The 12,549-nt window shown below is 63.6% G+C and carries 9 protein-coding genes and 1 pseudogene; 1 reads left to right on the forward strand and 9 read right to left on the reverse strand.

Annotation, left to right across the window (positions count from 1 at the left end):
* The 9 genes and pseudogenes from H5T60_05015 to gyrA all read right to left on the reverse strand — a co-directional run.
* Positions 1-894, reverse strand: an 894-nt coding sequence (locus tag H5T60_05015; protein ID MBC7241787.1) for a phosphate ABC transporter permease, incomplete at its 3' end; no start/stop codon positions are given.
* Positions 894-1,796: a phosphate ABC transporter permease subunit PstC gene (gene pstC / locus H5T60_05020; GenBank protein MBC7241788.1), complete on the reverse strand. Its 903-nt coding sequence runs from the start codon at positions 1,794-1,796 to the stop codon at positions 894-896. The genes pstC and H5T60_05015, both read right to left, overlap by 1 nt.
* A 423-nt stretch (positions 1,797-2,219) precedes the next feature.
* Positions 2,220-3,263 carry a PstS family phosphate ABC transporter substrate-binding protein gene (locus tag H5T60_05025; protein ID MBC7241789.1) on the reverse strand — a complete coding sequence of 348 codons (1,044 nt, stop codon included), beginning with the start codon at positions 3,261-3,263 and terminating at the stop codon, positions 2,220-2,222.
* A 112-nt stretch (positions 3,264-3,375) separates the two neighbouring features.
* Positions 3,376-5,160, reverse strand: coding sequence for a PAS domain-containing protein (locus H5T60_05030; GenBank protein ID MBC7241790.1), 1,785 nt, complete (start codon positions 5,158-5,160; stop codon positions 3,376-3,378).
* Positions 5,157-5,864 (reverse strand): response regulator transcription factor, encoded by a 708-nt coding sequence (locus H5T60_05035; protein MBC7241791.1) that lies wholly within the window; start codon positions 5,862-5,864, stop codon positions 5,157-5,159. The genes H5T60_05030 and H5T60_05035 overlap by 4 nt, the downstream gene beginning before the upstream one ends.
* Positions 5,865-5,910: 46 nt before the next feature.
* A complete protein-coding gene (locus H5T60_05040) occupies positions 5,911-6,927 on the reverse strand; it encodes a PstS family phosphate ABC transporter substrate-binding protein (GenBank protein MBC7241792.1) in 1,017 nt (338 codons plus the stop codon).
* A 63-nt stretch (positions 6,928-6,990) separates the two neighbouring features.
* The gene (locus H5T60_05045; protein ID MBC7241793.1) at positions 6,991-7,818 is read right to left on the reverse strand and encodes a site-specific DNA-methyltransferase; all 828 of its coding nucleotides are present in this window, start codon (positions 7,816-7,818) and stop codon (positions 6,991-6,993) included.
* Positions 7,815-8,294, reverse strand: a complete 480-nt coding sequence (locus H5T60_05050) for a cold shock domain-containing protein (GenBank protein MBC7241794.1) — start codon at positions 8,292-8,294, stop codon at positions 7,815-7,817. Before H5T60_05050 ends, H5T60_05045 begins: the two co-directional genes overlap by 4 nt.
* A 665-nt stretch (positions 8,295-8,959) precedes the next feature.
* Positions 8,960-11,299 (reverse strand): annotated as a pseudogene (gene gyrA, locus H5T60_05055) (DNA gyrase subunit A).
* A gap of 188 nt (positions 11,300-11,487) precedes the next feature.
* Between gyrA and H5T60_05060 the strand changes: the two are divergent.
* Positions 11,488-12,549: GAF domain-containing sensor histidine kinase (locus H5T60_05060; GenBank protein ID MBC7241795.1), on the forward strand; the 1,062-nt coding region annotated here is incomplete at its 3' end.

A 12,549-nucleotide genomic window follows, 5' to 3' on the forward strand; every position in this document is an offset into this window, starting at 1 on the left:
CAGGGAGTTGGGCACGGCGCGTATGGCCTCTTGGGCGTTGATGATAATTAAAGGGAGGACCAGCAGGCCCAGGGTGAGGCCGGCGGAGAGCACGGTGCGGCCGTTGGCAGTGGCCGGCTCGGTTGCGCCGAACCAGACGCCGCTGGTAATGGGTTCCATGGCGCGTACGAATATCGCCAGGCCCAGCATGCCGTAGATGATGGAGGGAACGCCGGCCAGGTTGTTGATATTGGTCTGGATAATGCGGTTCAACCAGTTATCCGAGGCGTATTCCTCCAGGTAGATAGCGGCGCCGACCCCCAGGGGAAAGGCGAAAAGGATGGTGATGAGCACCGTCCACAGCGAGCCAAGGATGGCAGTGCGCACGCCGGCCAGCTCCGGCCGGCTGGACTGCGGACTGGTCAGGAAACGGGCGTTCAGCCAGGAGCGGAAGCGCAGGTACGCGTCAGGATAGTCGCGCGCTACCTCCTGCATGATTTCGTCGCGCCGGAATATGGAATCGACCAGGGACCAGGTTTTGACGATCTTCGGCTGTATCACCCGTTCCATCACCAGGGCATACAGTTCCTCTTGGGAGCGGGCTTCCAGCGGTTTCTCGCGTTCCAGCCGGCGCAGTACATTGGCGGAGACGCGCTCCTGGAGGATGCGCATCAGCTCCTCTGGGGGGAGTTCTTCCAGCGGCACGCCGGCCAGGCTTTCCGGGGGGACGCGGTACTCCCAGGCCACCAGCCCGAAGGAGGAGTTGATGATGTTGTACATCAGGGTCAGCAGGACGATGATGCCAAGGATCGTGGAGGCCTGGAAGATGGCCGCCATAGTGCGCGCCAGGCGGTGCCGGCGGGGAAGGTCTTCCGTGAAGTCCTGCTCTGCAGAAGAGGAAGAGACGTGTGCCATCACTCATAGACCTCCCGGAAGCGCCGTACCACTCTCTGGCTGATGATGTTCAGCAAGAGGGTCATGAAGAAGAGCACCAGGCCGATGGCGAAGATGCTGTTGTAGTCAATGGAATCGTAGCTCAGATCGCCGCCGCTGATGCGGACGATATGGCCGGTCATGGTTTCCGCCGGCTGGAAGGGGTTGAAGGTCAGGTTGGGGCCAGCGCCGGCGGCGATGGCCACGATCATGGTCTCGCCGATGGCGCGGGAGATCGCCACGATGAAGGCGGCGGCGATGCCGGAGAGGGCGGCCGGCACGACCACTTTGAGGGCGGTCTCCAGCTTGGTCGCGCCCAGGGCGTAGGCGGCCTCGCGCAGGGAGCGCGGGACGGCGTTCAGGGCATCCTCGCTCATGGAGCTGACGAGGGGCAGGACGAGGATGCCGATGACGATGCCGGCGGAGGCGGTGTTGTACACCTCGACCACATCGCGCCCGAAGATGGAGCGCAGTAGCGGGGTCATGAATGTGAGGGCGAAATAGCCGTAGACGACGGTGGGAATGCCGGCGAGCACCTCCATGATGGGCTTGAGGACACCGCGGGCGCGCTCGGAGGCGTATTCGCTCAGGTAGATGGCGATGGCCAGCCCGATGGGCAGTGCGACCAGCATGGCGATGACGCTGGTCATCAGGGTGGCATTGACGAGCGGGAGGATGCCGAACTTACCGATCTGGGGAATCCACTGGGTGCCGGTGAAAAATTCCACCAGTGAGACGCGGTCGGCGCGGAAGATCTCCGTGCCGGCGGCATGCGGCGCCGGCGTGGAACCCTGTATACCGCGGGTCACGCGCAATAGATTGCCATCAACGGCTTCGACGCGCAAAATTTCGTCCTGGAGGCGGATGGTGTCGCCGGGCCGCAGGGGGGCGCCGGCCGGCCCCACCTCCAGGGTAGTGGTCGCGGCATCGACGGCGACGGCCAAGGGTTTATTGGTGTTTTCCCACAGCTCGCGGGTGAAGAAGCGGAGGGACTCCTTGCCCAGCTCGTAGACGATGCCAAGGGTGATCAGGATGGAGAGGACGCCGCACAGAAACAGGATGGCCTGGATGATCGCTTCCCGGATGCGGGGGCGCTTATAGAGTTGAGGCAGGGCGGTGCTGGCTGTCTGGCCGGCGGATGGACCTGTTCCCGGTGCTCCAATTTTCATGCGAACACTCCCCAATGAGGACAGGAACTGTGTGATGCTTCACAACCCCATTTTAGCCCATTATATTCTAGCACACGAATTGGGGAGGGGCAATTTTCCCCTCCCCAATTCTCAACCAGTACAGCCCGAGACGAGGGCCTATTTGCCCATGGCAGTCAGCCAGGTCTGCTTGGCCTGGTTCAGCGCATCCTCGCTGGCCGGGAAGTACCCGACGTCCAGGATCTCCTCGTTCACATGGGTGAGGAAGAAGTTCAGGAAAGCGGCGACCTGGGGCTTTTCCTTCATGATCTTGGCATCCGAGTACAGGAACAGGGGACGTGCCAGGGGATACTCCCCGCTTTCCGCGGTGGCCTCGTTCGGCTCGACCCCTTCGATAGCCAGCGCACGCAGTTTCCCCTTGTTCTCCTGGTAATAGGCGAAGCCGAAGAAGCCGATGGCGTACGGACTGCCGAGCACGCCCTGCACCAGGACGTTATCGTCCTCGCTCATCTGCGTATTGGCGGCATTCAGGATAGGCGCTTTGTCCTTGTTCAGGACCTCTTCCACAAAGTAGTCGAAGGTGCCGCTGTCGGTGCCGGGGATGAAGCGCTTGATGGGTTCCGCCGGCCAAGAGGGGTTGACGTCCGACCACTTTTCCGCGGTGGTGAAGACGAGGGCCAGTTCCTCCTTGGTCAGCCCTTTGACAAAGGTGTTCTCCTTGCTGACCACGATGGCCAGGGCATCGGTGCCGATGCGAAATTCGAGGGGTTCCCGACCGATGGAGCGGCACGAAGCTACCTCGGAATCCTTGATCGGGCGGCTGGCGTTGGAGATGTCGGTCTCCCCCTTGACGCAGAAGCGTTCAAAGCCGGCCCCGCTGCCGATGGAGTCAATGGTGATGGTGCCGGTGAACCCTTCATCCTGAAAACGCTCTGCCATGCGCTCTGCCAGCGGGTAGACCGTGGAACTGCCGGCGGCGATGATGGTGCCGGAGTACTGGGCAGGGTCGACTTCGGGAAGGCTGACCTCACTGGTAGCGGGGGCGGAGGTCGGCGCGGAGGTGGCAGTAGGCGGCACTGGCGTGTTGGTGGCCGGCGCTGGGGTGGCAGTGGCCGGGGCAGGCGTGGCGGCCGGCGCGCAGGCGGACAGTACCATCGCTCCGGCGAGCAGAATGAAGGCGAGCACGTGGACGATCCTCTTCATGTTTTCCTCCCAAATGTGTTTCGCGATATTCGGTGCCGGGGCTTTCCCGGTCACCAAGGCCCATTGTACATGGGAGAGGTTAATGGCGTTTCAACAGGATGTTAGCAAATAGTTAACGATTGAGGGGATGATGTGCGCCGGCATCCGGGCCGGCCAGCGGAATGGTGAAGTAAAACGTACTGCCGCGCCCCTCCTGGCTTTCTGCCCAGATGCGGCCCCCGTGGCTGAGCACCACGTGTTTGGCGATGGCCAGGCCCAAACCTGTGCCGCCGCTGGCGCGCGAGCGATCGGCCTTGTAGAAGCGCTCGAAGATGCGGGGCAAATCCTCTTTGGGAATGCCGACGCCCGTGTCGCTGACCGCTACGGTGATTTCATCGGCGGAGGCGCGTGCGGTGATGCGAATTTCCCCGCCGGCCGGCGTGAATTTGATGGCATTGTGCACCAGATTGGCGATGACCTGCTGAAACAGGTGTGGGTCGATTTGCACGCGCGGCAGGTCTGGGGGAATGTCGATGAGGATGCGGAGACCAGCACGTACAGCCTGGGGGGACAGGCGATCAACGGCCGGCACAAGGACCTCAGCCAGGTTCACCGTCTGCAAGTTAAGGATTACCCTGCCGGATTCCAGGCGCGCCAGCTCGAGCAGTTCCTGCACCATCTGGGTGAGGGTATCTACCTCGATCTCGATGCGCTCCAGGAAGTGTCGGGCGGCCGGCGGGTCTTCCAGCGCGCCTTCGCGCAGGGTTTCCACCAGCGCCTTGATGGAGGCCAGGGGGGTGCGCAGTTCGTGGGAAATATTGCTGACGAAATCGCGCCGCATAGCCTCAATGCGGCGGGCCTCGCTGACATCCTGGATCAAGACCAGCGCCCGGTCTTCGCCGGCGAAGGGGATCCGTGTGCCGCTGACCAGCAGGATGAGATGGTCGCGCAGGATTTCAATGGAGGCCGGAGGCGCACCGCGTTCTGCCGATGGCTGGAACAGGCGCTGCCACAGCTCCACAATGCGGAAATCTCGGACAATCTGCGCGAACGAGCCGCTGGGTTCCGACGTCGGGATATCCAGCAGACGCCGGCAGGCGGGGTTCATGAGCAGGATACGGCCCTGCCGGTTCACGATCATCACGCCGTCGGTCATGTTGTCCAGCGCGGATTGGAGCTGGGCGATCTCGGTCTCCAACCCGCTCTGCGTTTGCTGGAATTGTCGGGTGGCCTGTGTCCAGGCGTTCCACAGCGGGACCAGCGCCTTCGGTATCGGTCCACTGGCCTCTGTCCGTCCCTGTATAGCGGCCAGGAGGAGGTTGAGCTGTCGCTCCAGCCAAGCGGAATAGGCGTGGAGCGCAACGACGGCGAGCAGGAGACCGCCGGCGAGCAGGCCAATCCATGTCAGAACGAGCCGGCTCCTTTCCGCGTTCAACGCCCGCTCAACGTCCGGCAGTGCCACGGTCACGACGCCGATGATCTCACCAGAAGCGTTCAAGGCCGGCACCGAGCAGAAGAGCAGTGAGCCGCCGGCGATGGGACTGTAATCCCGCTTCAGCACAATGTCGCCTTGTGCCAGGGCGAGCCGGATATCCGGCCATGCGGCGCTCGTTCCGAGCCGGATGTTGCTGGAAGGATGTTCTTGCAGTACGGAGCCACGCTGGTCCAGGATGATGACATAGGCGCGGGATGTCGCGGCGCCGCTGAGGTACATTGCGGCAGTATCGGGCGCGGCAAAGGCTGTAAGCGCGATGGCGCGGGCGGTCAGGATCAACTGCCGCTCCAAAGACGCGGATTGGACTGTTTGATGAGCGCGCAGCAGGAACAGGCCAACGCCCAGATGACTTACCAGCCAAAGGGCCAGCACCGCCGGCCAGAGGCGCCGTCTCAGCTCATGCCAGCGCATGGGATCGTTCACCCCTCAAAGCGGTAGCCGGTTCCCCGCAGTGTGACGATGCGGGTGGGATGGCTCGGGTCCGGCTCAATTTTCCGCCGGAGCCAGCGAACATGCACATCCACTGTGCGGCTTCCTCCGGCATAATCCCATCCCCACACCTGCTCGAGGATCTGTTCCCGGGAAAGGGCTTGGCCCTTATGGCGGAAGAAGTAAAGCAGGAGGTCGTATTCCTTGGGTTTCAACGGAAGGGGCGTATCGCCGCGTCGGACCTCCTGGCGCGTCAGGTCGATGGTGAGGTCACCGGATTGGAGGATTTGGGCCGGCCCGACGCCGCCGGCGGCCGATGCGGGAAGGGAAAGGCCGGCGCGCCGCAACAATGCATGCACCCGGGCGATCAGTTCGCGCATGCTGAAGGGTTTGGTGAGATAGTCGTCCGCCCCCAGCTCCAGGCCGAGGATCTTGTCCACCTCCTCGTCGCGAGCGGTCAATATCAGGATGGGCAGATGCATGTCCTTGCGCAGTTGGCGGCAGATTTCCAGCCCGTCAATACCCGGAAGCATCAGGTCCAGGATGAGCAGATCGGGGCGTTCGCGGCGCACCATTTCGAGGCCGGCGTATCCGTCCCTTGCCGCAATGGTGCGGTAGCCGGCTCGCCGGAGGTTATACTCCAGGGCCTCGACCAGTGACTGCTCATCTTCAATGATCGCAATAGTTGCGATTGCCATCTGACGTCCCTCGCCCGGCGTGTTTCACCACGGTCAGTATCTGCGCTTATTGCCCCATGGCTTCCAGCCACTTTTTCCTGCCGGCGTCCAGCGTGGCGGCGCTGACGGGGAAATAGCCCACATCCAGGATTTCCTCATCCACATAGGTGAGGAAGAAGTTCAGGAAGGCGGCGACCTGGGGCTTGGCCCGCATGATGGAGGCGTCGGAATACAGGAACAAGGGGCGGGACAGGGGATATGCCCCGCTTTCCGCGGTCTCGGCGTCAGGCGTCACTCCCTCTATGGCCACAGCGCGCAGTTTCTGCATGTTCTCCTGGTAAAAGGCGAAGCCAAAGAACCCGATGGAGTAAGGGCCGCCCATCACTCCCTGGGCCAGCACATTATCATCCTCACTCATCTGCAGACGCTCTGCGAGGAGAAGGGGGGCTTTGTCATTGTCGAGCACGACCTCGACGAAGAAATCAAAGGTGCCGCTGTCCGTGCCGGGGATAAAGCGTTTGATGGGTTTCGCCGGCCAGGAAGGGTTGATGTCGGCCCATGTCTCGGCGGTAGTGAAGGCGCTCCGCAGTTGATCCAACGTGAGGGAATCCACGAAGGTGTTTTCGCGACTGACCACCACGGCCAGCGCGTCGATGCCCACCTGGAACTCGATGGGATCGCGCCCGATGGCGCGGCAGGACTGCCGCTCCGATTCCTTGATGGGTCGGCTGGCGTTGGAAATGTCGGTCTCCCCCTTGATGCAGAAGCGTTCGAAGCCGGCCCCAGTGCCGATGGAATCGATGGTGATGGTGCCGGCGAACCCCGCATCGAGAAACAGTTCCGCCATGCGCTCCGCCAGGGGATAGACGGTGGAACTGCCGGCGGCGATGATCGTGCCGGAGTACTGGGCGGGGTCCACCTCCGGCAGGACGACTTCTCCGCGCGGCGCGGAAGTGGGCGCGCCGGCGGGGGAGGGGGTGCGGGATGGCAGGGACGGTGTGGCGGGAACGGCTGTCCCACGGCAGGCTCCCAACAGGACGGCGATCACACATCCGATGATGGTAGCGGCATGCGGTACTTTCACGGTTCTCCCATCCTCCTGCCTGATGATTTCCGGTGAATCGAGGACCGACGTGTCATGGGCGGTTTATTCCCATGCCGAGAGCTGATAGAAACCTTTCTGGTCGGCGGCATCTTCCCGCTCCGCCGGCTCTTCCTCGTCAAAGGGGATCAGCGGTTCGGGCGTCGCCAAGAGACGCTCTTCGGCCAGCCGGCAGTACTCCGGCGACAGCTCGTAGCCGATATAATGCCGGCGGAGCTTCTTGGCCGCCACCGCCGTGGTGCCGCTTCCCATGAAGGGGTCCAGCACCACGTCCCCGACGTTGGTGTAGAGGAGGATGAGCCGGCGGGGCAGTTCCTCGGGGAATGGGGCGGGGTGGCCCAGCCGGGCGGCGTTCTCGGTCGGAAAGCGCCAGATGCTCTTGGTCCATTCGACAAAGTCCTGGTTGGTGATGCCGCTGTAGTTCCCCGAAGAGGTCAGATGGAACTGCTCCTTGCAAAATACCATGATATATTCGTGGACATCGCGCAGGACGGGGTTGCTGGCGCGGCCGAAGGAGCCCCAGGCGGTGCTGACCCCGACGCTGGCGCCCTTGTCCCAGATGATCTCTCCGCGCATGAGGAAGCCCAGGCGGAGCATCTGCTGGGTGATGAAGCTGTTGAGGGGGAGGTAGGGCCGGCGGTTGGTGTTGGCGACATTGATGGCAATCCGCCCACCGGGTACCAGCACCCGATAGCACTCCCGCCATACCTGCTCGAGCATCTCCAGGTATTCGTCCAGGGAACGGCGGTCATCATAGTGCGTGTAGTCCTTGTCCACGTTGTACGGCGGGGAGGTGACGATGAGGTGGACGCTGGCGTCCTCGACCTCGTCCATGTGGCGGGCGTCCCCGCAGTAAATCACGTCCAGTTTCATGCTTCCTCCGTCGCGTCCGATGAGAATGTCGTTGGTTCTGCGTGTTGATGGTCTTGGAGGCGCCGCCGTTCTCGCACCAGGCGCAGGCGCGCCGCGCGCGGTCCCTGCGGCCCTTCCTCCCGCTGGAAGCGGACGGGTTGGCCGGCGCGCAGGCGGCGCACGCTTTTCGGGAGGCGCGAGCTGTGCACGAACACCTCGTCGCCGGCCTCCGCCACCAGCACCCCGAAGCCCTTATTGGCGTCGTACCACTTGACCCGACCCTCTTCCCAGGGCGAGAGCGTCTCTTGCGGCGCCAGGATGCGCGCCAATGCCCGGCATCCCGGGCAAAGGAGCGGCTGGCCGGCCTCACCGTGCTCCTCCGCCCAGTGCCGCTGTTCCCAGGCAGTGAACAGGAACGCCGTGCCGCATTCCGCACAGTACAGTATCTGGTCGGAGCCGAGGATCAGCTTGGGGCGAGCAGCCGGAGGGCGCGTCATTTGCCACCTCGTTTGGGAGGTTTGCCGGGCACGCTGGTGACGATGCGGGAGCGCGCCGGCGTTTTGCCTTTGCCGGCCGGCTTCGGTGCGGCAGGAGGCGGGGTCTCCTCCGCTTTGGGTTGCTCCGCTTTACCAGCGGATCGGCCGCGCCGGGATGGGGGTTCTGCCGGCGGCTGTTCCTCCTTGGTCAGGGTGGGTTCGGGAGGCGCCTCTATCTCCAGGTTCAACTGCGCGGCTTCGGCCGGCTGTTTGCGGGATTTCCGGGCCGGCGCGGCAGGGGCGGTTTGTTCGGCGGGGGTAGAGGCCTTCTTTTTCGCGGCGGCCGGCGCGGGCGCGGCTTCTTCCGCCGGCTCGCTCTTCTTGCGGGCGCGCGTGCGCGGCGGCTTCGTCGTGGCCGCCGGGGCCGCTTCTTCTGCTGATGTCTTTTTACGAGTGCGCGGCTTGGCGGCCGGCGCGGCGGGTTCCGCCGCGGGCACAGGCTCCTCTTTCTTGCGGCGTCTGGCCGGCGCCGGCGCGGCTGGCTCTTCCGCTGGCGCCGGCGGAGCAGGGGGCTTGCGTGTGCGGCGAGCCGGCGCGGCCTTTGCTGGAACCTGCTCTGCGCCGGTGGAAGGCGCCGGCGGAAGGATGACCACGCCGGCCAGCGGGTCTTTTGCATCTACCTCGCCAATCACCTTCCCCTGCGCGGCGCGCGCCACCTGCGGTATATCCGCCGCCGGCCGGCAGACAGCACGGCCTTTCTGGGTCACCAGAATCACCTCATCCCTGGGACTGATGATGCCGGCCGCGATGACGGGGCCCGTGCGGGTGTTGGGGCGCATGGAGAGCAGGCCGGCGCCGTAACGCTTCTGCACTGGGTACTCGCTGATGGGCGTCCGTTTGGCATAGCCGCGCGCGGTCACGAGGAGCACCTGGCCTTCGGGCCGGGAGATGCCCATGCCCACCACGCGCGCCTCTTCCCCCAGCTTGATGCCGGCCACTCCGGCGGCCGGCAGTCCCATGGGGCGCACCTCTTCCTGCTCGAAGCAGATGACCAGCCCCTGGCTGGTGCACAGACACACGGGCTCCGTGCCGCGGGTCCAGGCGGCCGCGATCAGGCTGTCGTCGCTGGCGAGGCCCATGATGGTGACCAATCCCCTGCCGGCGGCGCCCAGGACATCCTCGACGGTGACCCGTTTGACGCGGCCGAGGGCAGAGGCGAGGAAAATATAGCCGGCGGGAGGCCCCTCCTCGGAGAAGGCCGGCAGGGGGACCATTGCGACGGGCTGTACTTCCTCATGCGTGTTGAGCAATTCCGCCAAGGAGACGGCGGAGCTGAAGGATTCCGGGATGCGGTGGGTGGGGATGAGGGCGGCGCGGCCCTCGGCGGTGATGAACAGCACTTCGCCGGTGGAAGGGGCGATCACGGCACTGCACAGGCCGGCCTTCGCGCCTTCCGAGAGCTGGCCGGGCGTTCGACCCTGCCAGGCTGTGCGCCAGATTTTGCCGCCGGCGGCTATCACCAGCACATCTTCTTCCTGCACCAGCTCGCGGGCCGTCACCAGCTCCGTGGTGCACTCCACCAGTTGGGTGCGCCGCTCATCGCCGAATTTCTCCTTGATGGCCATCAGCTCCGCCTTGATGACGCCGAGCATTTTGCGCGGGTCGCGCAGGAGCCCCTCTAGGTAGGCGATGGTCGCCAGGGTCTGCTGGTACTCTTCGCGTATCTTTTTCTGCTCCAGGGCCGCCAGCCGGCGGAGGGCCATATCGAGGATGGCCTGGGCCTGGATTTCCGTCAGCTTGAATTTGCGGATGAGGTTTCTGCGGGCGGTGTCTGCCGTGCGGGAACTCCGGATGGTCTGGATGACCTCGTCCAGGTGATCCAGGGCGATGAGCAGGCCCTCCAGGATATGGGCCTGCCGGCGGGCGCGTTCCAGGTCGAACTCGGTGCGCCGGCGCACCACCTCGCGCCGATGTTCCAGGTAATACCAGAGCGCTCGTTTCAGCGAGAGGGTGCGTGGCTCGCCGTCCACCAGCGCCAGGATGTGCACACCAAAGGTGCTCTGCAGTGGGGTCAGCTTGTAAAGCTGAGCCAGCACTTCTTTGGGGTCCACCGCGCGCGTCAGCTCAATGACCAGGCGCATGCCCTGGCGGTCCGATTCGTCGCGCAGGTCGGCGATGCCCTCGATGCGGCCCTCTCGTACCAACTCGGCGATGCGCTCCACCAGGCGCGTCTTGTTGACCTGGTAGGGGAGTTCGGTGACGACCAGCCGGCTGCGGTTGCGGGACATGGGCTCGACATGCACCCGCGCCTGCACGGTGAATTTGCCGCGTCCCACCGCATAGGCGGCTTTGAGGACGTCAATCCGGCTCCCTTCCTCCTCGCCGTAGCGGTAGACAATGCCGCCGGTCGGGAAATCCGGCCCCTTGATGAACTGCATCAGCTCTTCGACCGTGATATCGTCAATCTTGTCATAATGATCAATCATGAAGGCCAGGGCATCGCACACCTCGCCCAGGTTGTGGGGTGGGACGTTGGTGGTCATGCCGACGGCGATGCCGGAGGCGCCGTTGACCAGGAAGTTGGGGATGGCGCTGGGCAGGACCGCCGGCTCCTCCAGCGTGCCGTCGAAGTTGGGCATGAAGGGCACGGTTTGCTTCTCGATGTCCGCCAGCATCTCCATGGCGATGGGGTGCAGGCGCGCTTCGGTGTAGCGCATGGCCGCCGGCTCGTCCCCGTCAATGGAGCCGAAATTGCCCTGTCCATCCACCAGCGGGTAGCGCATGGAGAAATCCTGCGCCATGCGCACCATGCTCTCATAGACCGCGGCGTCACCGTGTGGGTGATACTTGCCCAGCACTTCGCCGACGATGCGGGCGCTCTTGCGGTAGGGCTTGTCGGGGGTGAGCTTCATGTCGTACATGGCATAGAGGATGCGGCGGTGCACGGGCTTGAGGCCGTCGCGCACGTCCGGCAGGGCTCGCGACACGATGACGCTCATGGCGTAATCGAGGTAGGAGTCCTGCATCTCCTGGTTGATATCAATTTGCCGCACAGTGCCAATTTCCACTGCTGTTCCTCCTGCCGGCCAGGCCGGCGGTACTATATTCCCTCTTGCAAGAGAGCTGGACTCATGCTATAATCCCATGCAGATGCCGAACTTGTCCTGTCAGGATGGCCTGACAGTCCGCCCCATGACAAGAGGAGATAGCTGAGTTGGAGACAACCTCGAACTCGTTACAGATGCGTCTTGCCCGACTCCAGCGAGTGGTGGAGATCAGCCTGACGCTTAACTCTACTCTCGAACTTGAATCCCTGTTAGAGCTCATTATTCAGAACGCCCAGGAAATTACGCACACGGAAGGTGCCTCCATTTTACTCTTAGATAAAGAAACGGGCGAATTACGCTTCCGTGCCGCGACGGGCCAGAAGAAGGACGCGCTCCCGCCTATTTCTGTCCCGCTGGACGGCAGTGTGGCCGGCTATATCGTCCGCACCGGCATGCCCCTGATGATCCCCGATGTCAGCCAGGACCCCCGTTTCGGCGGACAGGTGGACGCGGCCATTAATTTCAAGACCCGTTCCATCCTGGGTGTCCCGCTGATGGTGAAGGACCGGGTCATCGGGGTGCTGGAGGTGGTGAATAAGATCGGCGACGTGCCCTTTGATGAGGAAGATGCCTATATCCTCACCACCATGGCGGCCCAGGCGGCCATCGCCCTGGAGAACAGCCGGCTCATTACCGAACTGCAGAACGCCTATCGCGAGCTGAACCAGCTCGACCAGTTGAAGAGCGAGTTCATCGCCATCGCCTCGCATGAACTGCGCACCCCGCTGTCTGTCATCCTCGGCTACGTGACCTTCCTGCAGAGCGAGGCCACTGGAGAACTGCGCGATCAACTGGATGTGGTCGTGCGCAGTGCCCTGCGCCTGCGCGACCTGATTGATGACATGATCAACCTGCGCCACATTGAGGCCGGCCAGGTGGAGCTGGAGCCAAACACCTGCGATGTGGCCGAACTGGTCCGCGATGTCGCCGGCGAATTCCAGCGCCTGGCCGAGAGCAAGCGCCAGACCTTTACCGTCCATCTCCCGGGAACCCCGGTCGAGGCGGTGTGGGATGCGGATAAGATTCGTCTGGCGTTGGCCAATATCATTTCTAACGCGGTCAAGTTCACCCCGGAAGAGGGGAAAGTCGATATTATCCTGACCCCTCCATCCGATGACGAGATTGCCATCACCGTACGGGATAAGGGCATCGGCATCGAGGAAAAGGAC

Source organism: Anaerolineae bacterium, assembly GCA_014360855.1.
GTDB lineage: Bacteria > Chloroflexota > Anaerolineae > JACIWP01 > JACIWP01 > JACIWP01.

What these genes read in the sequence shown, in the direction of transcription:
- H5T60_05025 (MBC7241789.1), bottom strand. Translation starts at nt 3,263, where the DNA reads ATGAAGAGGATCGTCCACGTGCTCGCCTTCATTCTGCTCGCCGGAGCG.
- H5T60_05035 (MBC7241791.1), bottom strand. Translation starts at nt 5,864, where the DNA reads ATGGCAATCGCAACTATTGCGATCATTGAAGATGAGCAGTCACTGGTC.
- H5T60_05045 (MBC7241793.1), bottom strand. Translation starts at nt 7,818, where the DNA reads ATGAAACTGGACGTGATTTACTGCGGGGACGCCCGCCACATGGACGAG.
- H5T60_05050 (MBC7241794.1), bottom strand. Translation starts at nt 8,294, where the DNA reads ATGACGCGCCCTCCGGCTGCTCGCCCCAAGCTGATCCTCGGCTCCGAC.